This window comes from Anianabacter salinae, assembly GCF_019061145.1.
GTDB lineage: Bacteria > Pseudomonadota > Alphaproteobacteria > Rhodobacterales > Rhodobacteraceae > Anianibacter > Anianibacter salinarum.
This window is the reverse complement of the sequence record NZ_JAHQZS010000001.1, coordinates 678,179-701,967: the sequence shown is the minus strand read 5'-3', so window position 1 is coordinate 701,967 and position 23,789 is coordinate 678,179. Positions and strand designations below refer to the sequence as shown.

25 protein-coding genes are annotated in these 23,789 nt (G+C 68.3%); 7 read left to right on the top strand and 18 right to left on the bottom strand.

Annotation, left to right across the window (positions count from 1 at the left end; genetic code table 11):
* Positions 1-129: 129 nt before the first annotated feature.
* From KTJ87_RS03440 to KTJ87_RS03375, 14 genes are all read right to left on the bottom strand, one after another.
* The gene (locus KTJ87_RS03440; protein ID WP_267137930.1) at positions 130-900 is read right to left on the bottom strand and encodes a crotonase/enoyl-CoA hydratase family protein; all 771 of its coding nucleotides are present in this window, start codon (positions 898-900) and stop codon (positions 130-132) included.
* The gene (locus tag KTJ87_RS03435; RefSeq protein WP_267137660.1) at positions 897-1,076 is read right to left on the bottom strand and encodes a DUF6653 family protein; all 180 of its coding nucleotides are present in this window, start codon (positions 1,074-1,076) and stop codon (positions 897-899) included. Before KTJ87_RS03435 ends, KTJ87_RS03440 begins: the two co-directional genes overlap by 4 nt.
* Complete coding sequence (locus KTJ87_RS03430) at positions 1,076-1,429, bottom strand: DUF6653 family protein (protein WP_267137659.1); 354 nt, start codon at positions 1,427-1,429, stop codon at positions 1,076-1,078. Before KTJ87_RS03430 ends, KTJ87_RS03435 begins: the two co-directional genes overlap by 1 nt.
* On the bottom strand, positions 1,422-2,282 hold the full coding sequence (locus tag KTJ87_RS03425) for a hydroxymethylglutaryl-CoA lyase (RefSeq protein WP_267137658.1): 861 nt from the start codon (positions 2,280-2,282) through the stop codon (positions 1,422-1,424). Before KTJ87_RS03425 ends, KTJ87_RS03430 begins: the two co-directional genes overlap by 8 nt.
* Positions 2,279-2,944, bottom strand: a complete 666-nt coding sequence (locus KTJ87_RS03420; protein ID WP_267137657.1) for a glutathione S-transferase family protein — start codon at positions 2,942-2,944, stop codon at positions 2,279-2,281. Before KTJ87_RS03420 ends, KTJ87_RS03425 begins: the two co-directional genes overlap by 4 nt.
* Entirely contained in the window at positions 2,941-4,890 is a 1,950-nt protein-coding gene (locus KTJ87_RS03415) for an acetyl/propionyl/methylcrotonyl-CoA carboxylase subunit alpha (RefSeq protein WP_267137656.1), read from the bottom strand. The genes KTJ87_RS03420 and KTJ87_RS03415 overlap by 4 nt, the downstream gene beginning before the upstream one ends.
* On the bottom strand, positions 4,890-5,861 hold the full coding sequence (locus KTJ87_RS03410) for an NAD(P)H-dependent flavin oxidoreductase (RefSeq protein ID WP_267137655.1): 972 nt from the start codon (positions 5,859-5,861) through the stop codon (positions 4,890-4,892). Before KTJ87_RS03410 ends, KTJ87_RS03415 begins: the two co-directional genes overlap by 1 nt.
* A 97-nt stretch (positions 5,862-5,958) precedes the next feature.
* Entirely contained in the window at positions 5,959-7,566 is a 1,608-nt protein-coding gene (locus KTJ87_RS03405) for a carboxyl transferase domain-containing protein (RefSeq protein ID WP_267137654.1), read from the bottom strand.
* A complete protein-coding gene (locus tag KTJ87_RS03400; RefSeq protein WP_267137653.1) occupies positions 7,563-8,375 on the bottom strand; it encodes an EcsC family protein in 813 nt (270 codons plus the stop codon). Before KTJ87_RS03400 ends, KTJ87_RS03405 begins: the two co-directional genes overlap by 4 nt.
* A gap of 3 nt (positions 8,376-8,378) precedes the next feature.
* Positions 8,379-8,870 carry a lysozyme inhibitor LprI family protein gene (locus KTJ87_RS03395; protein ID WP_267137652.1) on the bottom strand — a complete coding sequence of 164 codons (492 nt, stop codon included), beginning with the start codon at positions 8,868-8,870 and terminating at the stop codon, positions 8,379-8,381.
* A complete protein-coding gene (locus tag KTJ87_RS03390) occupies positions 8,867-9,583 on the bottom strand; it encodes a flavodoxin family protein (protein WP_323371607.1) in 717 nt (238 codons plus the stop codon). Before KTJ87_RS03390 ends, KTJ87_RS03395 begins: the two co-directional genes overlap by 4 nt.
* Complete coding sequence (locus KTJ87_RS03385) at positions 9,580-9,918, bottom strand: hypothetical protein (protein WP_267137651.1); 339 nt, start codon at positions 9,916-9,918, stop codon at positions 9,580-9,582. Before KTJ87_RS03385 ends, KTJ87_RS03390 begins: the two co-directional genes overlap by 4 nt.
* Entirely contained in the window at positions 9,915-11,075 is a 1,161-nt protein-coding gene (locus KTJ87_RS03380; protein WP_267137650.1) for an isovaleryl-CoA dehydrogenase, read from the bottom strand. Before KTJ87_RS03380 ends, KTJ87_RS03385 begins: the two co-directional genes overlap by 4 nt.
* A 192-nt stretch (positions 11,076-11,267) precedes the next feature.
* On the bottom strand, positions 11,268-11,933 hold the full coding sequence (locus tag KTJ87_RS03375) for an HAD-IA family hydrolase (protein ID WP_267137649.1): 666 nt from the start codon (positions 11,931-11,933) through the stop codon (positions 11,268-11,270).
* Positions 11,934-12,023: 90 nt separating this feature from the next.
* Here KTJ87_RS03375 and glmU point away from each other — a divergent pair, with 90 nt between their 5' ends.
* Genes glmU through KTJ87_RS03355 form a run of 4 tightly spaced genes read left to right on the top strand, consistent with a single transcriptional unit; the run spans position 12,024 to position 16,619 of the window.
* Positions 12,024-13,376 carry a bifunctional UDP-N-acetylglucosamine diphosphorylase/glucosamine-1-phosphate N-acetyltransferase GlmU gene (gene glmU / locus KTJ87_RS03370; protein WP_267137648.1) on the top strand — a complete coding sequence of 451 codons (1,353 nt, stop codon included), beginning with the start codon at positions 12,024-12,026 and terminating at the stop codon, positions 13,374-13,376.
* Positions 13,377-13,379: 3 nt separating this feature from the next.
* Positions 13,380-15,206: a glutamine--fructose-6-phosphate transaminase (isomerizing) gene (glmS, locus tag KTJ87_RS03365; protein ID WP_267137647.1), complete on the top strand. Its 1,827-nt coding sequence runs from the start codon at positions 13,380-13,382 to the stop codon at positions 15,204-15,206.
* A complete protein-coding gene (locus KTJ87_RS03360) occupies positions 15,203-15,910 on the top strand; it encodes a DNA alkylation repair protein (protein ID WP_267137646.1) in 708 nt (235 codons plus the stop codon). Before glmS ends, KTJ87_RS03360 begins: the two co-directional genes overlap by 4 nt.
* Positions 15,911-15,932: 22 nt before the next feature.
* Complete coding sequence (locus KTJ87_RS03355; RefSeq protein ID WP_267137645.1) at positions 15,933-16,619, top strand: HAD family hydrolase; 687 nt, start codon at positions 15,933-15,935, stop codon at positions 16,617-16,619.
* Here the strand turns inward: KTJ87_RS03355 and KTJ87_RS03350 are convergent.
* Positions 16,608-18,083, bottom strand: a complete 1,476-nt coding sequence (locus KTJ87_RS03350; protein ID WP_407650457.1) for an AMP-binding protein — start codon at positions 18,081-18,083, stop codon at positions 16,608-16,610. The genes KTJ87_RS03355 and KTJ87_RS03350 overlap by 12 nt on opposite strands.
* 149 nt (positions 18,084-18,232) lie before the next feature.
* Positions 18,233-18,688, bottom strand: coding sequence for a D-galactarate dehydratase (locus KTJ87_RS03345; RefSeq protein ID WP_267137644.1), 456 nt, complete (start codon positions 18,686-18,688; stop codon positions 18,233-18,235).
* 85 nt (positions 18,689-18,773) lie between these two features.
* Between KTJ87_RS03345 and moaA the strand changes: the two genes are divergently transcribed.
* Positions 18,774-19,781: a GTP 3',8-cyclase MoaA gene (gene moaA / locus KTJ87_RS03340; protein WP_267137927.1), complete on the top strand. Its 1,008-nt coding sequence runs from the start codon at positions 18,774-18,776 to the stop codon at positions 19,779-19,781.
* Positions 19,782-19,868: 87 nt separating this feature from the next.
* Here the strand turns inward: moaA and KTJ87_RS03335 are convergent, their stop codons facing one another.
* Positions 19,869-20,546, bottom strand: a complete 678-nt coding sequence (locus KTJ87_RS03335; RefSeq protein WP_267137643.1) for an ImuA family protein — start codon at positions 20,544-20,546, stop codon at positions 19,869-19,871.
* A 103-nt stretch (positions 20,547-20,649) separates the two neighbouring features.
* Between KTJ87_RS03335 and KTJ87_RS03330 the strand changes: the two genes are divergently transcribed.
* Together KTJ87_RS03330 and KTJ87_RS03325 are read left to right on the top strand one after the other, a co-directional pair.
* Entirely contained in the window at positions 20,650-21,693 is a 1,044-nt protein-coding gene (locus tag KTJ87_RS03330; RefSeq protein ID WP_267137642.1) for an aldo/keto reductase, read from the top strand.
* 65 nt (positions 21,694-21,758) lie between these two features.
* Positions 21,759-22,925 carry a WD40/YVTN/BNR-like repeat-containing protein gene (locus KTJ87_RS03325; RefSeq protein WP_267137641.1) on the top strand — a complete coding sequence of 389 codons (1,167 nt, stop codon included), beginning with the start codon at positions 21,759-21,761 and terminating at the stop codon, positions 22,923-22,925.
* Positions 22,926-22,927: 2 nt separating this feature from the next.
* On the opposite strand, the gene KTJ87_RS03320 is transcribed toward KTJ87_RS03325, so the two are convergent.
* Positions 22,928-23,785, bottom strand: coding sequence for a helix-turn-helix domain-containing protein (locus KTJ87_RS03320; RefSeq protein WP_267137640.1), 858 nt, complete (start codon positions 23,783-23,785; stop codon positions 22,928-22,930).
* Positions 23,786-23,789: the final 4 nt, after the last annotated feature.

The window sequence follows — 23,789 nt, the reverse complement described above, 5'->3', positions numbered from 1 at the left end:
CGAATTGGAAGCGCATGGTCTACAGGTTGCGCATGACCTACTCCTGCCCTGCGGGGTGGTCAACCGAAGCCGGGTTCAATTCCGCCGTGAAAGCGTGCGTTCGGGCGGCTGTGCCGCAGGATCGGTCCACTAGCCCTTGCGAGAGGCAAAGAACGCGGCAACACGGTCCCGTCCCTCGACCGTGTCCCAGCGGTCCACCAGCGCGCGGATGGTGTCGTCGATGACCGCATCGTCGATGACCGGCCCCAGCCTGCGCACCAGCGCCTTGGCGGCGGCGACGGCGCCCGGCGCGGCATCCAGATAGGGCGCCACTTCGGCCTCGACGGCCTCATCCAGAGCCTCGGGCGGCACGACACGCGCCAGAAGGTCCAGATCGCGCGCCTCCTCGGCGCCGAACAGGCGCGGCGAGGCGAAGATGCGACGCGCCTTGGCCGCGCCCATGCGCGCCACGACATAGGGGCCGATGGTGGCCGGGATCAGCCCCAGCCGCGTCTCGGTCAGCCCGAACTTCGCGCCCGTCGCCCCGATGGCGATATCGCACACCGACATCAGGCCCAGCCCGCCGCCGAAGGCCTGCCCCTGCACACGACCGATCAGCGGCTTCGGCATCTCGTCCAGCGCCTTGAGCATCAGCGCCAGCTTGCGCGCCTCGGCAAAGCGCGTCTCGGGATCGGCTGCCATCTGCGCCTGCATCCACGCCAGATCGCCGCCCGCACAGAAGCTGCGCCCCTCGGCGGCCAGCACCACGACGCGCACGGCGTCATCCCCGCCCAGCCGCGCGGCGGCGTCCGTCAACTCGGCGATCATCTGCGCGCTCATCGCGTTGTGCTTGTCGGCCCGCGTCAGGGTCAGCGTCGCCACGCCGCGCGCGTCACGGTCGATCCGGATCGTTTCCATCAGACATCCTCCATTCCGGGCTCCATTCCGGGCCCCATTCCGGGCACTGTGCGGCCCGCGCCGGTCCAATCGTCATGCAGCCACACCATGCGGTCCACGAACCACAGCTTGGCCAGCGCAGCGAGGGCGGCGCCGAACACCGCCCCTTCCCACCACAGGATCGCTAGGCCAAGGATCATCACCGCCGTGCCCGGCAGGGCGGCCCAGCCAAGCGCGATGCCCAGACACGATGATGCGCCGGGATCTCGGCGCGATGTTCCAGAAAGATGCGCTCTCCCAGAACCGCGCGGCTCATCCAGCGGTCAAGGCGCGCGGGCTGCGGAAAGATGCGCGGGTTGGCCCAAGTCCAGAGCACGACACCGGCGACCGGAACCACGGACCACCAGCCGATCCAAACCCTGCTCCATACGGCCAGCACGATCAGGGGAAGGGCGGCCATGCGCGAATAGCCCGACCACGGGTTGGCGTGTCGCCGCCAGGTCCGATCGTCCATCGCCATAACGCGTGCGGCAAGGCGGAACCCGTCAGCCATGCATCCCCCGCATTGCCCGGGCCATCTTTGCGGCCTCGTCCAGAACGGCGGCATCAAGTCCCGTGTCAAAGCCCAGCGCCTTGAGCCGCGTCGCAAGCGCCTCGGTCGCCACGTTGCCCGCGGCGCCCGGCGCGTAGGGACACCCGCCAAGCCCTCCGACCGCCGCGTCGAACGCCCGCAGCCCCAGCGCGAGCGACGCCTCGACGTTGTCCAGCGCACGCCCCGCCGTATCGTGGAAATGGCCCGCAAACTGCGCCGCTGGAACCTTGGCCAACACCGCCTCCAGCATCGCCGTCACGGTGGCGGGCGTGCCCTGCCCGATGGTGTCGCCAAGGCTGATCTCGTAGCAGCCCATCGCGTGCAGGGCCGCCGCGACCCGCGCCACTGCAGCCGGGTCCGTCGGCCCGTCATAGGGGCAGTCGGTCACGCAGGACACATAGCCGCGCACCGGTAGGCCCGCCGCCCGCGCGGCAGCCGCCACGGGCGCGAACCGCTCAAGGCTTTCCGCGATGGTGCAGTTGATGTTCGCCTTCGAGAAACCTTCGGACGCGGAGCCGAAGATCGCCACCTCGTCGGCGCGCGCGGCCAAGGCCCGCTCCAGCCCCTGCATGTTCGGCGTCAGTGCGGCATAGGACACGCCCGGCACGCGCCGTATGCCCGCCAGCACCTCGGCCGAGGACGCCATCTGCGGTACCCATTTCGGACTGACGAAGCTGGCCACCTCGATGCGCCGGAACCCCGCACTGCCAAGGCAATCGACCAGCGCGATCTTCTTGGCCACCGGGATCTCCCGCGCCTCGTTCTGCAACCCGTCGCGCGGCCCGACCTCGAAAATCTCGGCACGGTCGGTCATGTCGCCGCCTCCTCCCACGCCGGATAGAAGGTGCGTGCATACAGCCGCGTCGCCCCCTCGGGCGGCAGCGACGCCGCGAACGCCGGGCGCGCCGTGATCCGGTCCATCCAGTCCGTCACCGCAGGAAATCCATCCGTCCGCGCAAAGTGCCGCGCCAGCCAGACCGCCTGCCCGACGCCGACATCCGCCGCCGAAAACCCGGAGGCAAGCAGATGACGCCGCCCCTGCAACCGCCCCTCGATCGCGGCAAAGCACTTCTCCGCGCGCTTCGCCTCGATCCGCATCAGCGTGGGCGAACGCATGGCGTCGTCGCGCAGCACGATATGCTGCTGCGTCAGCGCGGCGGCGTGCTGGGTCACCGTCTCGGCAAAGTGCAGCCAGATCAGCCAGTCCGCGCGTTCGGGATCACCCGGCGCGCGGCCAAGCCCCGCCTCCGGGAACCGTTCGCACAGCACCTCGGCGATGGCGCCGGTTTCCCAGATCACCGCGCCGTCCAGTTCCAGCGCGGGCACCCGCCCCGCCGGGTTCAGCGCAAGGTAGTCCTCCGACCGGAGCGACTTGTCAAAGCCGTGCAGGACCACCTCGAACGGAGCGCCGATCTCGTGCAGCAGCCAGAGTGACCGCATCGAGCGCGTCTCGTGGCAATGGTGCAGCCGGATCACGCTTTCGGCTCCTCGTCCGGGGCCTCGAAGCGGATCAGCGCCGCTCCCGCCTCGACCTGCGCGCCCTCGGCCACCAGCACCTCGGCCACCGTGCCGCCCACCGCCGCCGTCAGCGCATGTTCCATCTTCATCGCCTCCAGCACGGCAAGCCGCTGGCCCGGCGCGACGGCATCCCCCGCGCGCACCAGCACCGACTTGACCAAACCCGGCATCGGCGCCTCGATCACGTCGGTCGGTCCGGCGTCGGATGCGGCCCGCTCCAGCGGATCGACGTGCCTGAACTCGGCCCGGCAAGTCCCCGTCACTACGACGAGATCCTCCGCACAGGATGCAATCAGGCCAGAGCGTGCGCCAATGCGCCACCCGGCGGCGCTGCGCCGCGCTTCGATCACATTTCCTGCAACGGCGGCATCAATCCGGTCCGCCCGCTCGATCCGCAAGACGACCTCGTGCAGCGTCTCATCTTCGACAAGATGTACGCTCCGTGCAAGCGGCGCCCAAAGCGTGAAGCCCGCAAGCGGATCGCCCGCACCGGGCCCCGCCACCGCAAGCGCCGCCGCCACGACAGCCTCGGGCGGTGTCGCCTCGGGGGCGGTCAACGCCTCCAGATTGCGCTCGATCAGGCCGGTGTCGACATCGCCCGCACGGAAGCCCGCGTCCTTCACCAGCCGCGCGAGGAAACCAAGGTTGGTCACGGTGCCCGCGACTTCGGTGCGCGCCAGCGCCGCGTCCATCCGCGCCAACGCCACGTCCCGCGTCGGTCCGTGGGCGATCAGCTTGGCGATCATCGGGTCGTAATGCGGGCTGATCGCATCGCCCGAACGCACGCCGCTGTCCGCGCGCACACCATCAGGAAACGCCAGATGCGCCAGCCGCCCCGTGGCGGGCAGAAAGCCCTTGGGCACGTCCTCGGCATAAAGCCGCACCTCGACCGCGTGACCGTCCAGCGCGATGCCGTCCTGCGTGGCTGGCAGTGCCTCGCCGCTCGCCACGCGAAGCTGCCATTCCACAAGGTCGATGCCGGTGATCGCCTCGGTCACCGGATGCTCGACCTGCAACCGCGTGTTCATCTCCATGAAGTAGAAGCGGTCGGCGCGCAGCCCCTCGCTGGCGTCGACGATGAATTCGACCGTCCCCGCCCCGGAATACCCGATCGCTTCTGCGGCGCGCACCGCCGCCGTGCCCATCTCGGCGCGCATTTCGGGGGTCATGCCGGGCGCGGGCGCCTCCTCCACGACCTTCTGGTGACGGCGCTGCAGGGAACAGTCGCGCTCGTGCAGGTGCACCGCACGGGTTCCGTCGCCAAAGACCTGCACCTCGATATGGCGCGGCTTCTCGACGTATTTCTCGACCAGCACCGCGTCGTTGCCGAAGGCACCCTTCGCCTCGGCCCGGGCAGAGGCCAGCGCATCGCCGAACTCCGCCGCCGCGTGCACCTTGCGCATGCCCTTGCCACCGCCGCCCGCGACCGCCTTGATCAGCACCGGATAACCGATGCCGTTCGCCTCGGCGGCCAGCCGCGCGTCCGACTGGTCGTCGCCGTGATAGCCCGGCACCACCGGCACGCCCGCCTCCTGCATCAACGCCTTGGCCGCGTCCTTGAGGCCCATCGCGCGGATGGCGCTGGCAGAGGGTCCGATGAACACCAGCCCCGCCGCCTCGACCGCTTCCACGAAGCCGGGGTTCTCGGACAGGAACCCATAGCCGGGATGGATCGCCTGCGCCCCCGTCGCCAGCGCCGCCGCGATGATCGCGTCGCCCTTGAGGTAGCTTTCAGAGGGCGCGGGCGGGCCGATACGCACCGCCTCGTCGGCTTCGGCCACATGCATCGCCCCGGCGTCGGCGTCCGAGTAGACCGCCACCGTGCCCACGCCCAAGCTGCGTGCCGTGCGGATCACCCGCACCGCGATCTCGCCCCGGTTCGCGATCAGGATTTTCTCGAACATCAGCTTCCCCGTTTCCAGCCGCCCGCCAGAAGCGCCTCGGCCTCGTCAGTCATCCGGCGCAGGATCGCGCCCGCAGGCTCGATCCGGTCGATCATGCCCACCGCCTCGCCGACGAAGGTGTTGGCGGTGTCCGTATCGCCGCTCTCCCAGGCCGCCGCCCAGCGCGCCGCCTCGGCTTCGGCCACCGCCAGCAGACCCGGCACATCGCCGTGCCAGCGGTCGGTGAAGGCGTTGCGCAGCACCCGCGCCGTGTAGCGGTCCGGCCAGTCGAGCCGCCGCGCGACATCCATCACGGTGGACCGGATCGTGTCGTCGCCCGTAGCGCCCAGCGCGGCGGCATGCATCGCGGGATGCACCAGCGCCTCCTCCGATGCCCACAGCCGCGAGCCGACCAGCACGCCGTCCGCCCCCAGCATCAGCGCCGCCGCCAGCCCGCGCCCGTCGGCGATCCCGCCCGCCGCCAGCAGCAGCACCTCCGGCGCCCGACGCGCCAGCATATCCGCGACTTCGGGCACCAGCGTGATCGTCGCGCGCCGCTCACCGTGGCCGCCCGCCTCGGCGCCTTGCGCAACGATCACCGCAGCCCCGGCGGCGACGGCGGCCTTCGCATCGCGCAACGTCTGCACCTGGCAGATCAGCGGCACGCCCGCCCCGGCAATGCGCGCGGCAAACGGAGCCGGATCGCCGAACGACAGCATCAGCGCGCGCGGATCATGTTCCAGCGCGATGTCCAGCGCCTCGGGTGCCTTCGCCAGCGCCCAGGTGATGAACCCCACGCCCACGCCCGCATTCCCCGCCGCCGCGATCTCGGAGCGCAGCCACGCGCCATCCGCATAGGACCCGCCGATCAGCCCTAGCCCGCCCGCGCCGGTCACCGCCGCCGCAAGCCGCCCGCCCCCGGCCTTCGCCATCGGCGCAGACAGGACCGGCAGAGTCAGCCCGAACCGCTCGGTCAAACGGGTGACAATCATCGCCGCGCCCCTAATTCTTCTTTGTTCAAATACGCATCTCCACCGCTGCAACGCGGGCACCACCCGGGTTGGGCGCAGGGGTTGGCTGCAGAACAGATCACATGCGGAACACGCCGAAACGTGTCTCCTCGATGGGCGCGTTCAGTGCCGCCGACAGCGACAGCGCCAGCACGGCCCGCGATTTGCGCGGATCGACGATGCCGTCGTCCCACAGCCGGGCAGAGGCATATAGCGGGTGCGACTGCCGCTCGAACATCTCGACGGTGGGGCGCTTGAATTCGGCCTCGTCCTCGGCAGACCAGTCGCCGCCAGCCCGCTCGATGGCGTCGCGCTTGACCGTCGCCAGCACCCCCGCCGCCTGCGCGCCGCCCATCACCGAGATCCGGCTGTTCGGCCAGGTCCACAGGAATCGCGGCTGATAGGCCCGCCCCGCCATGCCGTAATTGCCCGCGCCAAAGGACCCGCCGACCAGCATCGTGACCTTGGGCACCGACGTCGTCGCAACCGCCGTCACCAGCTTTGCGCCGTTGCGGGCGATGCCCTCGTTCTCGTATTTGCGGCCCACCATGAAGCCGGTGATGTTCTGCAGGAACACCAGCGGGATCTTGCGCTGCGAACACAACTCGACGAAATGCGCACCCTTCTGGGCGCTTTCCGAGAACAGCACGCCGTTGTTGGCGATGATGCCGACGGGCACCCCCATGACCTCGGCGAAACCGCAGACCAGCGTCTCACCGAAGCGGGCCTTGAACTCGTCGAAATACGAACCGTCCACCAGCCGCGCGATCACCTCGCGGATGTCATAGGGCGTGCGCAGGTCCGCAGGTACCACCGACAACAGCTCCTCGGGGTCATACGCCGGATCGGTGCCCCGTAGGGCGGGACTTGTCCCGCCGCCCGCCATGCCGCGAAGCGATCCCACAGCCCGCCGCGCCAGCGCCAGCGCATGCCCGTCGTCCTCGGCCAGGTAATCCGCCACCCCCGACAGCCGCGTGTGCACGTCGCCGCCGCCAAGGTCTTCCGCCGTCACCACCTCGCCCGTCGCCGCCTTCACGAGCGGCGGCCCTGCCAGAAAGATCGTCCCTTGCTCTTTCACGATGATCGACACGTCCGACATTGCGGGCACATAGGCCCCGCCCGCCGTGCAGGACCCCATGACGACCGCGATCTGGGCGATGCCCTTGGCGCTCATTCGGGCCTGGTTGTAGAAGATGCGCCCGAAATGGTCGCGGTCGGGGAACACCTCGTCCTGGTTGGGCAGGTTGGCACCGCCCGAGTCCACAAGGTAGACGCAAGGCAGATGGCATTCCTCGGCGATCTCCTGCGCGCGCAGGTGCTTCTTGACCGTCATCGGATAGTAGGTGCCGCCCTTCACGGTGGCATCGTTGCACACCACCATGACCTCGCGGCCCATCACCCGGCCCACGCCCGCGATCACGCCCGCACAGGGCGCCGCACCGTCATAGAGGCCGTGCGCCGCTACCGCGCCGATTTCAAGGAACGGCGTGCCGGGATCGAGCAGGTTCGCCACCCGCTCGCGCGGGGGCATCTTGCCGCGCGAGACGTGCCGCTCGCGCGCCTTCTCGCCCCCCCCCGCAGCTGCGGCCTCCGCCGCGGCGCGGATCACCTCCAAAGCGTCGAGATGCGCGGCGCGGTTGGCGCGCGCCTCGTCCGAGCCGGGGATCAGCGTGGTATTGAGCTTCATGCGGTCTTCTCCGGTTCCGGTCCCGGCAGCGCCTTGCGTTCCAACAGCCAGCGCTGGCGATAGGCATAGCGCGCGGCGCGGGCGACATCGGCCTGAAAGCTGGCGTTCACGGTCGCGGCCACCAACCCGCCGACGATGGGCACCACCTGCCCCGCCTTGCGCGCGGCCAGCGACAGGCCAAGCTGGCGCGCGATGCGCTCGAACACCTTCTCGGTCAGCCAGCGGCCGCCCTTTTCCAGCATGAATTTCGCTTCGGGCGAGGACAGTTGCCGCGCCAGCGCGTTCAGATCGTTCAGCCGTTCCGCCCGCGTGTCCGACGCCAGCGAGGTCGCCACCTCCAGCACCATCAGCCGGAAGGCGCGTTCGTTGTCGCTGTCCTCGGTAAAGCCGAAACTGCCCCCCGTTGCGCGCACCGTGCGCGCGGCCAGCGTCAGCGTGGCGGGCAGATCGACGGCAAGACCCGCAGCCCCGAACCAGCCCGCAGCCCCGCCGGTGGCGGCGCTGGTGCCCTGCCCCCAGGCCTGCACCCGCAGGGCCGCCGCCTCGCACTGTGCCAAATCATCGGTGTCATGGGCCGCGATGCCGCGCGGAAGCGTCATCGCCGCAGCCCGGTCGGCCTGGTGCAGCGCGGCGCGCACCGCCTCGGGCGGGATCATCCGGGCGATCCAGCCGCCGATCGGCGCTGTCATCCGCTCGGCGCCCTGTCCCAGCCGCGTGGCGCGGGCGCGCTCGAACTTCTTCTGGCGCTCGACCGCTGCCGCGACCAGCGCGCCCCAGTCGTCAGGTCGTGCGGGGGGCTGTCCGGTCATCGCCTAGTACCCGTCCAGCGTGGCTTCGAGATAGAGCACCTGTTCGCCGGTCAGCTGCATCAGGCAGCCCAGGATGGCGGGGCCGCCGCCGGTGCCGCCGCCCCACTGGGAATACTCGTAGTCGCAGCGCCCGTCGCGGTAGGCGATCCAGGCGCGTTGCATGTCGCGCAGCGCCTCGGCCTTGCTGGGCAGGTTCGGGCCGCCGTAGTCCGCATCGTCCGCCCGGTCCGAGGCCAGAAGGTCTTGATAGACCGCGTTCAGCCGGTCGTCCCAATAAGCGCGCTCCAGATCGAGGCATCCGCTCATACCGGCGGTGGAGCCTCCGCCGGGCGTGTCCTCCATGCAGGCGGAGGCCGCGACGCCGATGCAATCCCGGCGCTCGGCTTCGCCTGCGGCTTCGTCGAGGCACCATTGCGGTGTGTCGCCCGAAAAGATCAACTCTTGCGCGGCGACGGGCGCGGCCAGAAGCGACAGAAGAAACGTCAGGCGGATCATGCGCGATACTCCGGGTTCTCGTAATCGAAACGGCACCCGGCTTTCCACGCGGTCCGGTCGTTGCCTTCGTTGTCGTAGCCGCCCGCGTCCTTAAGCATCCTGGCGAGGTGCATCAGGTTCCACGTCATGATCGTGGTGTTGCGCTGGGTGAATTCGTTGTCAAAGCCCGCAGGCTTGCCATCCACGTCATCGCCATAGGACGGCCCCGGCCCGGCCTCGCCGATCCAGCCGCAATCGGCCTGCGGCGGGATCGTGTAACCCAGATGCCCCAGCGCATAGAGGATCGTCATGGCGGAATGCTTGATGCCGTCCTCGTTGCCGGTGATGACGCAGCCGCCGGTCTTGCCGTAGAAGATCGACTGCCCCTTGTCGTTCAGCATCCCCGACATGCCATAGAGCCGTTCGATCAGCACCCGGCAGACCGAGCTCTCCTCGCCCAGCCAGAGAGGGGTGCCGACGACGAGGATCTCGGCCGCCTTGACCTTGTCCCACAGCGCAGGCCAGTCGTCCTGTGTCCAGCCATGGTCGGTCATGTCGGGATAGACGCCCGGCGGCACCTGATGGTCAAGCATGTAGACATGCTCGACTGCGACGCCGTTCTTTTCCATGATCCCCGCCGAGGCATCCAGCAGGCGCTGCGTGTGGCTCTGCGTCTTCTGCTTCTTGAGTGAGGTGTTCACATAAAGCGCCGTCAGTCCGCTGAAATCCGTCATGTCCGGTCTCCTTCCCCGCCGAATGGGCGATGGCCCGAGTATGCAGGCCGCCGGTGATCGAGACCACCCGATGGATCGACGTGGTATTCGTAGATCGCGCCCGTCCGATCCGGCCCGCAGCGCACCGTAAGCCAGATATCGGAAGCGGCGACCGGAACCGCAAGGCAATCGGTCAGGGCGGCGCCTTTGGCTTCGGACAGGTAGCGCGCGGCGTAGCGGTCGATCACCTGGGTCTCGGTCAGGCGGGCCTGCCCGGTGCCAAGCCGAAGCCCGGCGATCCCGGCGACCAGCACCAGCGCGGCCAGCGGCAGGAACAGGGGCCAGCGGCGCCTCACATCGCCCCCATGAGTTCCCGCCCGACCAGCATCCGCCGGATTTCCGAGGTGCCCGCGCCGATCTCCATCAGCTTGGCGTCGCGGAACAGGCGGCTGACCGTGCTGTCGTTCATGAAGCCCGCGCCGCCCATCGCCTGCACCGCCTGATGCGCCTGCTTCATCGCCTCTTCGCTTGAATAGAGCACGCAGGCCGCCGCGTCCTGCCGCGTCACCTCCCCGCGGTCGCAGGCCTTGGCGACCTCGTAGACATAGGCGCGGGCGGAGTTCATCGCGGTGTACATGTCGGCGATCTTGCCCTGCATCAACTGGAAGTCCCCGATCGGCTTGCCGAACTGCTTGCGTTCCTTGAGGTAGGGCATCACCTCGTCAAGGCAGGCCGCCATGATCCCGGTGCCGATGCCCGACAGCACGACACGCTCGTAATCCAGCCCCGACATCAGCACGCGCACGCCGCGTCCTTCTTCGCCAAGGACGTTCTCGAACGGCACCTCGACGTTTTCGAAGATCAGTTCGGCGGTGTTCGACCCGCGCATCCCCAGCTTGTCGAAATGCGCGCTGGTCGAGAAGCCGGTCATGGATTTCTCGATCAGGAAGGCGGTGATGCCCCTGGACCCGGCATCGGGGTCGGTCTTGGCATAGACCACCAGCGTGTCGGCATCGGGGCCGTTGGTGATCCAGTATTTGGTGCCGTTCAGGCGGTAGTGATCGTTGCGCTTTTCGGCGCGCAGGCTCATCGACACCACGTCCGATCCCGCCCCCGCCTCGGACATCGCCAGCGCGCCGACGTGCTCGCCCGACACCAGGCTCGGCAGATACCTCGCCTTCTGCTCGGGTGTGCCGTTCAGCGCGATCTGATTCACGCAGAGATTGGAATGCGCACCGTAGGACAGCGACACCGAGGCGGACGCGCGGGCGATTTCCTCGACCACGACGGTATGGGCGAGATAGCCCATGTCTGCGCCGCCGAATTCCTCATCCACGGTCACGCCAAGCAGGCCAAGATCGCCCATCTCGCGCCAAAGCGCGCGGGGGAAATCGTTGGTGCGGTCGATCTCGGCGGCCAGCGGTTTCAGCCGCTCCTGCGCCCAGCGGTGCACGGTGTCGCGCAAGGCGGCGATGTCCTCACCCAGATCGAAGGTCATGGAGGCTGTGAACATGCGGCGCGTCCCCGGACTGTAGTTATTGAACGGTCGTTCAGTTAATAGGCGCAGGCAAGGCTGTCGTCAACCGGGATGAGGGTGGCAGCGGTGGCTGGGGGGCTCTGCCCCGTCGCCATTGTCTCTCGGACCAATGGCGCGACAATGGCGACTCCCCCGGAGGTATTTGTGGACCAAAGATGAACTGGGGCTTCATCCGATCAGGCGGGTGATTTCGGCAGGGAGCGCGCCGTATCCCGCGAAATAGCCATCCGCGTCCAGGCGGCGGATGCCCTCGCCCTCGGGGCCGAAGGTGACGAGGATGCAAGGCACACCAGCGGCGCGGGCGGTCAGGCGGTCAGTCTCGGTGTCGCCGACCAGCAGCGAGGTGGTCAGCAGGCCGCCTGCCCCCTCGACGGCGGCGCGGTAGGGGGCGGGATCGGGCTTGCGCACCGGCAGGGTATCGGCGCCGATCAGCATGTCGAACAGGTGCCGTGCGCCAAGGCGGGTCATCAGAGTTTCGGCCAGGGCGGCGGGCTTGTTGGTGCAGATCGTCGTGACATACCCAGCGGCGCGCAGGGCAGTGACCGTTTCCATGGCATCGGGATACAGGCGCGTCTCGCGGTCGATGCCATCCTCGTAGGCGGCCAGGAAAGGCGCGTATTGGGCGTCGATCCGCGCGTCATCCGCCGCGCCGTGCAGCCGCTCGAACCCCAGCCGCAGCATCGCGCGTCCGCCGCGAAAGGCGGTCGATGCATCGGCCAGCGGATCGAGAGGCGCGGCATGTCCCAGCGCGATGAAGCACGAATTGGCGGCCGCGATGAGATCGGCGCTGGTATCGGCGAGCGTTCCGTCGAGATCGAAGACCACCGTGCGCATGACATCCCTCCGTCCCGCTCCGGGCGCGACCCTTGCAGAGGGGCGGGCAATCGGCAATACCGCGCGCGGACGCCGCAAGGAGAGCCTGCCATGCCGACCGCCCTTATCGTCCTTGCCGCCGGCAAAGGCACCCGCATGGAGTCGGACCTGCCGAAGGTGCTGCACGAGGTCGGTCAGGCGCCGCTTTATGCCCATGCCGTCGCCTCGGCCCGTGACCTGGAGCCAGAGCGGATCGTGCTGATCGTCGGACATGGCGCCGATGCGGTTCAGGCCTCTGCTGGTGCGCTGGGGATCGAGGCCACGTTTGCCCTGCAGGCCGAGCAGCTTGGCACCGCCCACGCCGTCGCGCAGGCGCGCGCGTCGCTGGACGGCTTCGACGGCGATGCAATCGTGCTCTACGGCGACACGCCGTTCATCCGGCCCGAAACGCTGGAGAGGATGCTGGCGGCGCGTGCGGCGGGCCATGCGGTGGTGGTGCTGGGATTTCAGCCGGATGATCCCGCGCGCTATGGGCGGCTGGTGATGGACGGCGACCGGCTGGCCCGGATCGTCGAGTTCAAGGACGCGACCGAGGCCGAGCGTGCCATCGGTCTTTGCAACTCGGGCGTGGTGGCGGCGGATGCGCAGACGCTGTTCAATCTGGTGGATGCCGTCGGCAACGACAACGCCAGCGGCGAGTATTACCTGACCGACATCGTCCAGATCGCGAACGCGCGCGGGCTGACCGCTACGGTTGTGACCTGCGATCCGTCCGAGACCATGGGCATCGACACCCGCGCCAAGCTGGTCGAGGCCGAAGCGGTGTTCCAGGCGCGCGCCCGCGCCGAGGCGCTGGACAACGGCGTCACGATGCTGGCCCCCGAGACCGTGTTCTTTGCCCAGGACACCCATGTCGGCCGCGACGTGGTGGTCGAACAGAACATCGTCTTCGGCCCCGGCGTCACCGTCGAGACCGGCGCGCGCATCCGCGCCTTCAGCCATCTTGAAGGCTGCCACGTCTCGTCGGGCGCGGTGATCGGCCCCTATGCCCGGCTACGCCCCGGCGCCGAGATCGGCAACGACGCGCGCATCGGCAATTTCGTCGAGGTGAAGGCCTCCGAGATCGGCGAAGGGGCCAAGGTGAACCATTTGTCCTACATCGGCGACGCCACCGTGGGCGAGCGCAGCAACATCGGCGCAGGGACCGTCACCTGCAACTACGACGGCGTGTTCAAGCACCGCACCACCATCGGGCGCGGGGTGTTCATCGGGTCCGACACCATGCTGGTTGCCCCCGTCACCATCGGCGACGACGCGATGACGGCTTCGGGGTCGGTCATCACCGAGGATGTGCCGGTCGGCGGATTGGCGCTTGGCCGGGCGCGGCAGGTGAACAAGCCGGGACTTGCGAGGAAGCTTTTTGATAGGCTCCGCGCTGAAAAAGACGCGAAGAAAAAGGGATAGACCATGTGCGGGATCGTTGGGGTTCTGGGGCATCACGAAGTGTCGCCGATGATCGTCGAGGCGCTGGGGCGGCTTGAATACCGCGGCTACGACAGCGCGGGGATCGCCACGGTGAACGCCGCGCGACAGCTCGACCGTCGCCGCGCGGTGGGCAAGCTGGTGAACCTGTCGGACCTTCTGGTGCATGACCCGCTGCCGGGCAAGGCCGGGATCGGCCACACCCGCTGGGCCACCCACGGCGCGCCCACGGTGTCCAACGCGCATCCGCACAAGTCGGGGCCGGTCGCGGTTGTCCACAATGGCATCATCGAGAATTTCCGCGAATTGCGCGCCGATCTGGCGGCGAAGGGCAAGGAGTTCTTCACCGAGACCGACACCGAGACCATCGCCGTGCTCGCCGAGACGTTCCTCGACCAGGGCCTGTCGCCGCGCGACGCGGCAGAGCAGACCATCGCGCGCCTGCACGGGGCATTCGCCTTGTGCTTTCTGTTCGACGGCCAGGACGATCTGCTGATCTGCGCCCGCAAGGGCTCGCCGCTGGCCATCGGGCATGGCGAGGGCGAGGTCTTCGTCGGCTCGGACGCCATCGCGCTGGCGCCGCTGACCGACCGGATCACCTATCTCAACGAAGGCGACTGGGCGGTCCTGACCCGGAACTCGGTCGAGATCATGGACAGCCAGGGCCGCCGCGCCAACCGCGAGATGCGGATCGTCCAGATCGACACCAGCCGGATCGAGAAGGGCGGGCATCGTCACTTCATGGCCAAGGAAATCGCCGAGCAGCCGACGGTGATCGCCGAGGCGCTGCAGAACTACCTGTCGAGCGACGGCAAGAGCCTGAACATGCCCGCAGCCCTGCCCGATTTCGCCAAGGTCGACCGCATGGTCATGGTCGCCTGCGGCACGGCGTTCTATGCCTGCCTGACGGCGAAATACTGGTTCGAGCAACTCGCGGGCCTGCCGGTCGAGGTCGATGTCGCCTCGGAATACCGCTACCGCGAGCCGCCGGTGACCAAGGGCACTGTGGCGGTGTTCGTCAGCCAGTCGGGCGAGACCGCCGACACGCTGGCAGCGCTGCGCTACTGCACCGGCAAGGCCGACACGGTCCTGTCGGTGGTCAACGTCGCCGAAAGCTCGATCGCACGCGAAAGCGCGCTGGCGCTGCCGATCCTTGCGGGGGTCGAGATCGGCGTCGCTTCGACCAAGGCATTCACCTGCCAATTGACGGTTCTGGCGCTGATGGCGCTCAAGGCGGCGTCGGATCGCGGACGGCTGAGCGACGGCGAACTTGCCACACGGCTTGCGGCGGTGCGCGCGCTGCCGGGGATGCTGAACCAGGCACTGGATCGGGGGACCGAGATCGCGGACATCTCGCGCCGCTTGGCCGAGGCGCGCGACGTCTTGTTCCTGGGGCGCGGGCCGCTTTATCCCATCGCCTTGGAAGGCGCGCTGAAGCTGAAGGAAATCAGCTATATCCACGCCGAAGGCTATGCCTCGGGCGAGTTGAAGCACGGGCCGATTGCCTTGATCGACCGCGATGTGCCGGTGATCGTCTTTGCACCGCGCGATGCGCTGTTCGACAAGACTGTGTCGAACATGCAGGAGGTGATGGCGCGGCAGGGCAAGGTGCTGTTGGTGACGGACGCGCTTGGGGCCGAACAGGCGGGCGAAGGCACCTGGAAGACGGTGACGATGCCCGACATCGACCCGTTCCTTGCGCCAATCCTTTATGCCCTGCCCGCGCAGATGATCGCGTATCACACCGCCGTCGCCAAGGGCACGGACGTGGATCAGCCGCGCAACCTTGCAAAATCCGTTACGGTGGAATGACCGGGGATACGGCGCTTTCGGCGCTGATCGCGCAGGAAGACCCGCAGAAGGCCGCCGAGATGGCGGCCTATCACAAGGTGCAGCGCCGCTATCTTGGCGTGCCGAACCCGGCGATCGACGCGCAGGTCAAGGACTGGCGCGGCGCGCTGACGGTCGAGGACCGCGTGGCGCTGGCGGACGCGCTGTGGCGCACCGACATCCACGAGGCGCGCATCGCCGCCGCCAAGCTGCTGGTGCAGGCGCGGCTGCGCCCCGACGACGGCGCCTGGCGCCTGATCCTCTCCTGGGTGCCGCAGTTCGATGCCTGGGCCATCGCCGATCACGTTGCCATCGCGGGGCAGAAACGGCTGGTCGCGGACCCGTCGCGGATGGATGAGGTCGAGGGCTGGACCCGGTCCGATCTCATGTGGACCCGCCGCGCCGCGCTGGTGATGACCCTGCCCTGGACCAAGCAGAACCACCCCAAGCCCGAGGATCTGGCGATCCGTGACCGGGTGCTCGGCTGGGCGGCGGGATATGTCGATGATCCCGACTGGTTCATCCAGAAGTCCGTGGCGTGGTGGCTGCGCGATCTGTCCAAGCACGACGAGGGACGCACCCGCACGTTCCTGGACGTCTACGGAGCCCGGATGAAGCCCTTTGCCCGGCGCGAGGCAGCACGACATCTTCCAGCGATGGAACCGAACCTCGCCCCCGGTGATTGACGCTCAAACGTGACGGAGTGACATGGCGATCAAGGCTCTTCTCATCGGCTCCATCGGAGTGCTCTGCGAGACATCGAACATGCAGCGGCACGCCTACAATGCCGCCTTCAAGGAAACCGGTCTCGACTGGACGTGGGAGGCCAAGGCGTTCACCCGTCTCGTGCAGGCCCATCCCGACTCGGTCGCCCGCATCGAGGCGCATGCGCGCACCACCGGGCAGCGCATCGATGCAAGCGCGGTGGCAGAGCGCAAGTCACGGATCTTTCGACAGATGCTGGCCCGCGCGCCGGTGCGGCTGCGGCCCGGCCTTGCCGACAGCCTGATCGCCGCGCGCAAGCTCGGCCTGCGGCTGGCGTTCACCAGTTCCGAGGATATCGCCGAGATCGAGGCCCTGCTTGACGCCACCACCCCGCGCGTGGCCATGGCCGATTTCGCCTATGTCGGCCACAGCGATACGGCACAGGCACAAAAGCCCGCGCCGGACGTCTACCTTGCGGCGCTCGCCCGCCTTGGTCTTGGTGCTTCCGAGGTTCTGGCGGTCGAGGATACGCCGGACGGCGCGCAGGGCGCCATCGCCGCAGGTGTCGCTTGCGTCGGCTTTCCGAACATCGCCCAGATCGGGCAGACGTTTCCCTGCCCCACAGTCGATGTGCTGTCGCCCAGCCGCATCGGGCTGGTGGCCGAGGACGGCTTTCCTCTATCCGCCTGACGCGTCGTCGCGCAGCGCGCGGCGCATGATCTTGCCCGTCGCGGTCATCGGCAGGCTGTCCGCCCGTTCCACGATGCGCGGCGCGACATGCGGGCTGACGCGGGCCCTCACCCGCTCGATCAGCGCCTCGGGCAGGCCGTCCCACACCGCGCCCTCGCGCAGCACGACGACCGCCTTGACGATCTCGGTGCGCACCGGGTCGGGCACGCCGATGCAGGCGGCCATCACGACATCGGGATGCCCGCACAGGCAGTTCTCGATTTCCGTGGGCCCGATCCGGTAGCCCGCTGATGTGATGACATCGTCATCGCGCGAGACGTAGGTGATGTAACCGTCCGCATCCATCACCCCCAGATCGCCGGTGCGCATCCAGTCGCCGGTGAACTTCTCGGCCGTCTTGTCGGGCTTGTTCCAGTAGCGGAGGAACATGATCGGATCGGGGCGCGCCACCGCGATCTCGCCGACTTCACCGCGCGGCGCCTCTTGCCCGTCGCTGTCCAGGATAACGATCCGGTGCCCCGGCGTTGCCTTGCCCATCGCGCCGGGGCGCACCTCCATCAACCCCTGCGCCGTGCCCACACAGATGTTGCATTCGGTCTGGCCATAGATCTCGTTGATCGGCGCGCCCAGCGCCTCGACACCCCAATTGAGGATATCGGCCCCAAGGCTTTCCCCGCCCGAGGTGATCGACCGCACCCCCAGCCCCCGTGGCACATCGGCCTGCCGCATCAGCTTGAGCGCGGTCGGCGGCAGGAACAGCCGGGTGATGCCCTCGTCCCGGATCAGGCGAAATGCGGCACCGGGATCGAACTTGCGCATCCGCTGGCTGACCAGCGGCACGCCGTAGTAAAGCGACGTCATCGCCATATCCATCAGCCCGCCGATCCAGGCCCAGTCGGCGGGCGTCCAGCCAATATCACCCGGCGCGCCAAAGCCAGGGTGCGTCGTTTCCAGCGACGGCAGGTGCCCGATCAGGAAGCGGTGAGCGTGCAGCACGCCCTTGGGATCGCCGGTGGTGCCAGAGGTGTAGATCAGCACCGCCGGGTCCTCTGCGGCCGTGTCCACGGGTATGAAGCCCCTCGCCGCCGCGACTTCTGCCTCGACGTGGCGCACCGGCGCGGCGGCGGGATCGAGCGAATACACCTCGCGCAAGGCAGGCAGGCCCGCGCGCAGGTCCATGACCTTGGGCAAGTTCGGCGCATCGGTGACGACCGCCACCGCGCCGCTGTCCTCCAGCCGGTAGCGCAGCGCATCCTCGCCAAAGAGCGTGAACAGCGGCAGGATCACCGCGCCCAGCTTGTAGACCGCCATGTGCACGACCATCACCTCGGGGCATTGCGCCAGCAGCACGGCCACCCTGTCACCCCGCACCACGCCGCGCGCGCGCAGCGACGCCGCCAGCCCGTCCGATGCGTCCTTGAGCCGCCCGTAGCTCCAGACATCGCGCGCGCCGTCCTCAGTCACATGAATGATCGCGGTGCGTCCCGGATCGGCGGCGGCCCAGCTGTCGCAGCAGCGCTCGGCAATGTTGTAGCGGTCGGGGACAGGCCAGCGAAACGCGGCGTCGATCTCCTCGATGCTTGCGCCGCCTGGAAGGATCGCCCGCGGCTGGGTCAGGGCGCGTAGACCTCAAGCTGCGGCAAGCCGGTGATCGGCGCCTTCAGCGCCTGAAGCGCCTGCAGCGACACCTGGCTGCCCGATCCGGCGGCCCCGCCCGAGGGGCGCAGTTCCACCGCGACGGTGACGCCGCTGGCCGGATAGGTGATCCGCCCGGGCTGGACCTGCGCCACAAGCGGCGTGGACATCCAAAGCCCGCTGTCCGCAGGATTGCCAAGCGAGGCGACAGTGGTGCCCAGAAGCCCGTTCGCCGCTGGCGCGGGCGCCGCGGCGACGGCATCTGCGCCCTCCGCAGTCTCAGCGGTCCCCGGTTCTGCCACAGGGTCAACCGGGGCCGGCACCGGCGCCGCAACGGGCGCGGGCGCCGGATCATCGCGGTCGAACATCCCGCCGATGCGGCTGCATCCCGAGATCACAAGGCAAGCGAGGGCGACGAACAGGACATGTTTCATGTTCGCGACGCTACGACCATTCGCGCCCGTGATCAACGACAGGACGCGCCTTGCGGGGATTTCCGCGACCCCATACATTCCCTTCATGACAGTGCAGCTCATCGACCCGTTCCAGCGCCCGATCACCTACCTTCGCGTCTCGGTCACCGACCGCTGCGACTTTCGCTGCGTCTACTGCATGTCGGAAAACATGACCTTCCTGCCCAAGAAGGACCTGCTGTCGCTCGAGGAACTGGACCGGCTGTGCTCGACCTTCGTCGGCCTTGGCGTCGAGAAGCTGCGCATCACCGGCGGCGAGCCGCTGGTGCGCCGCGACATCCTCACCTTCTTCCGGTCGATGTCGCGCCACCTCGAGACAGGCGCGCTGAAAGAGCTGACGATCACCACCAACGGCTCGCAACTCGAACGCTTCGCGGCAGACCTCTACGCGGCAGGCGTGCGCCGCGTGAACGTCTCGCTCGACACGCTGGACGAGGACAAGTTCGCCCGCGTCACCCGTTGGGGCCGCCTGCCGCAGGTTCTGCGCGGCATTGACGCGGCGCAAGCGGCGGGACTGCGCGTCAAGATCAACGCCGTCGCGCTCAAGGGCTTCAACGAGGACGAATTGTTCACGCTGGCCGAATGGTGCGCGTCCCGCGACATCGACCTGACCTTCATCGAGGTGATGCCGATGGGCGATCTCGGCAACGAGGACCGCATCGGCCAGTACTGGGCGCTGAGCGATCTGCGCGCCGACCTCGCCGCGCGCTATACCCTCACCGATTTGCCCGAACGCACAGGCGGCCCCGCCCGTTATGTCCGCATCGAAGAGACGGGGCAGAAGATCGGCTTCATCACGCCGCTGACCCATAACTTCTGCGAAAGCTGCAACCGGGTCCGCGTCACCTGCACCGGCGAGTTGTTCATGTGCCTCGGGCAAGAGGACAACGCCGACCTGCGCGCGCCGCTGCGCAACCACCCGGGCGACAACGCGCCGCTGGAACAGGCGATCCGGCAGGCAATCTTCCGCAAGCCCAAGGGTCATGACTTTGACTATTCCCGCCAGCGCGCCGACGGCCAGGTCTCGCGCCACATGAGCCACACCGGCGGCTGACCCCCCGGCGGAGCGCGAGCCGTCCCGCGTCGCAAGTTGAGTATTTGAAGACCAAAGATGAGGCGCGCGCGCCCACTCCATCTTTGGTCACGAAATACTCGGGAGAGCGCGAGAGGGAACGTCTCGCACGCCCCAAGCGGGCTCGATGCCCGCGCCGGGGCGTTCCCCCTCCGCCAGCGCGATCCCGTTCGGGCCCGGCACCACCGTCCAGTGCTTCGGTGGCTCGGCACGGGCGCGCAGGCGGGTCAGGGTCCAGGCGTCCTGATGCGGCTCATGTGCTTCGAGCAGATGCCAGCGGGTCTCGATCCCCTGCGCGCCGCCCCTGTCCGGCGTTAGGATCAGGCCGAGCGGCCGCACGCCGCCCGCGCCGCTGCCGGTCTCGGCGGCAAGGTGCAGGCGGCGCACCGGGGTCAGGCCCGGCGGCTCCGGCAGGTCGGCAACCACAAGCGGCGCGGCGCCAGAGCGCAGCGCCTCTTCCATCGTCCACAGCATGTCCTCCGCGCGGTGCGGGGTGAAGATCACCAGCCGGCCCGGATCACAGAACCGGGTCATCGCCGCCCCGCACAGACGGTCCGCCTGCCAGCCCGGCACGATCCAGATCACCGGGCCGCGCAGCGCGCCCGCGACGATCAGCGCAAGGGTGCGCCGGGCTGGACCCGCCGCCTCGTGCACCCGCGCCAACGCCAGCCGCAATTCGCCGGACACCTCGAGCATGGGGCGTGTTTCTTCACGGTGGCTGGCGCGGGTGAGGGGAACGGTGGACATGCGCCGATTATATATGTTCGCTAAATGCTCTCAAGTCCACCCTTGCCCTTCCGCCCCTCCCGCGCAAGTTACGCCGCAACCGAGACACCGATGGAGACGCGCGATGAAGATGAACCGCCTGGGACGCACCGATGTGATGGTGTCGGAGCTTTGCCTCGGCTCGATGACCTGGGGCACCCAGAACACCGAGGCCGAGGGCCACGCCCAGATCGACCGCGCGCTGGACCGGGGCGTGAATTTCATCGACACCGCCGAGATGTATCCCACCAACCCTGTCAGCGCCGAAACGGTGGGCGATACCGAAAGCATCATCGGCACATGGCTGGCCCGCACCGGGCGGCGCGGCGACATCGTGCTGGCCACCAAGGTGTCGGGCACGAACGGCGGCTTCGTGCGGGAGGGGCGCGGCTATGACGGCGCCACCATCCGTCAGACGGTGGACCAGTCGCTGGAGCGGCTGCGCACCGACCACATCGACCTCTACCAGCTGCACTGGCCGAACCGGGGCAGCTATCACTTCCGGCAGTCCTGGACCTATGATCCTTCGGGGCAGGACCGCGCCGAGACCGAGGCGCACATGCTCGACGTGCTGCGCGCGATGGACGACCTCGTCAAGGCCGGGAAGGTCCGGCATTTCGGCCTGTCGAACGAGACCACATGGGGCACGATGATGTGGCTGCGGCTGGCCGAGGAGCATGGCCTGCCGCGCGTGGTGTCGGTGCAGAACGAATATTCCCTGCTGGCGCGGCTGGCCGACACCGACATGGCAGAGATGTGCGTGAACGAGGATGTGGGCCTGTTGCCGTTCTCGCCGATGGCGGTGGGGTTGTTGTCGGGAAAATACGCGCCCGATGTCACGCCCGAAGGCACGCGCCGGTCGCTCACACCCGATCTGGGCGGGCGGATCACGCCGCGCGTCTGGCCTGCGATCGACGCCTACCGCGCCGTCGCGGCGCGGCACGGGCTGGATGCCAACCAGATGGCGCTGGCCTTTACCCTGACCCGGCCATTCGTCGTCTCGTCGATCTTCGGCGCGACCTCGATGGAGCAGCTGGACCTTGCGCTGGGGGCCGCCGACCTGACTCTGTCGGACGAGGTGCTGGCCGACATCGCCGAGGCGCACAAGACGCACCCGATGCCGTTCTAGGGCTGCCAGACGCCCGAATCATGTTAGCGTCCGCGCCACAGATGGATGTCGCGGGAGCGGATGCCATGACGATCACCGTACTTGTAGGAACCACCAAGGGCGCTTTTCTGCTGCACGGCGATCAGGACCGCGGCAATTTCACGGTCAGCGGGCCGCATTGCGACGGCTGGCCGATCAACCATGTCATCGGTGATCCGGACACCGGCACGATCTGGGCGGCGGGCGGCGGCGAGTGGCACGGCGCGGGCGTCTGGCGCAGCGCCGACAACGGAGAAACCTGGACCCTGTCGCAGCTTGCCAACGGCCAGTCCGATGCCTTCGCGGCCGCAAATCCCGAACTGGCCGCGCAACTGGGGTTCACGCCTGCGCCCCCTGCCCCGCACACCGGCGAGATCGACACGTTCTGGTCACTGGGGCGCGCGGGCGGCACCGTCTATGCGGGCGCCAAGCCTGCCGCGCTTTTTGAAAGCCGCGATGACGGGACCAGTTGGGCGCCGGTGCGCGGGCTGTCCGATCACCCCTCGCGCGAGACGTGGAACCCCGGCGGCGCCGGGCTTGTGCTGCACAGCATCGTCTCGGCGCCAGAGGATCCGTCCAAGCTGTGGCTCGGTATCTCGGCGGCGGGCATCTTTGCGTCCGAGGATGGCGGGCAAAGCTGGGACCGGCGCAACCGCCGCTCCAACGAGGCGGCGGGCGAGGCCTGCACAGCGCATCCCGCCGGGGGCGACGCGCAGGAAATCGGGCACTGTGTCCACAACATCGTGCGCGCGGGCGGTGACGGGGAGACCGGCGATCTGCTCTACCAGCAGAACCACCACGGCGTCTTTCGCTCGCAGGATGGCGGGCGCAGTTGGCACGACATCTCGGACGGTTTGCCGTCGAAATTCGGCTTTCCGATCGCGGTGCATCCGCATGATCCCCGCACAATCTGGGTGCTGCCGTTGATGGAGATGGCCGGGCGATACCCGCCCGGCGCCAATTGCATCGTCTGGCGGTCGCGCGATGGCGGCGACAGCTGGCAGCCGATGACGGACGGGCTGCCGCAGGAAACCTGTTTCTTCACCGTGCTGCGGCAGGCGATGGCGACCGACCGCGCGGCCGAGGCCGGGGTGTATTTCGGGACCAACTCCGGCTCGGTCTTTGCCAGCCGGGACGCGGGCGAGCACTGGTCGGAAATCGCGCGGCATCTGCCGACCGTGTTGTCGGTCGAGGTGCTGGACCGCGTGCACTGACGTCACAGCGCGTCGCGCAGACCCTGAAGATAGGGAATGATGTCGCGGTCGGGCACGGCGGCCTGCCGCACCAGACCGTCGAAATGGGTCGTGAACGCCTGCACCCGTTCGCTGTCGCGAAAGGCGATGTAGTAGCGCCCGACATAGAACACCGCCAGCAGCGGCCCGAACACCGTGATCGGCGAGGAATAGGTGCGGCGGGCATCGAAGATGTGCAGCCGCAGCGTCGGAAACAACTGGTCATAAAGCTCGATCAGCCGGTCAAGCTGCGCCGCGCGCAGATCGCGCGGCAGATCGCTGTAGTAGCCATGCGCCCGTGCAAAGCACTCGATCTCGTGCAGGGAGACCGCGATCTCGTAGTCCGAATGCAGGTTCAACAGCAGCGCCAGACGGTCCTCTGAGGCACGGATCGCCTGCGCGCTGGTGCGCCCCAGGTGCGGCTCGTATTCCCATTCCAGCACCTCGCGCAGCTTGAGCATGTCGGGCAACGCGGCGGGAACGTGCCTGATCTTGAAACCCGCCGCCTCCTTGTGCCACGCGAAGATCTGTTCATCGACCAGTGCGCGCGGGGCCTCGGTGATCGACAGGTTGATCGCCATCAGGTCGGCGGCGCTTTCGGGGCGCTCGGTCAGGCCCAGCAGCCAGTCGGCAGACACGCCCAGCGCAGAAGCGCATTCCGCGACGATCTGCGCGTTGGGCAGGCGCGGGCCGTCCGAAGACAGAAGTTGCGAAATGGTCGAGCGATCGGCGCCGACGCCACGGGCGAGCGCGCTCTGGCTCATGGTGCGGGTGGCCATCGCTTGCGCCAGCCTGGTGCGAAACAGGTCCGCGCGATCACGCTTGTCGAACTTTATCTGCATGGGT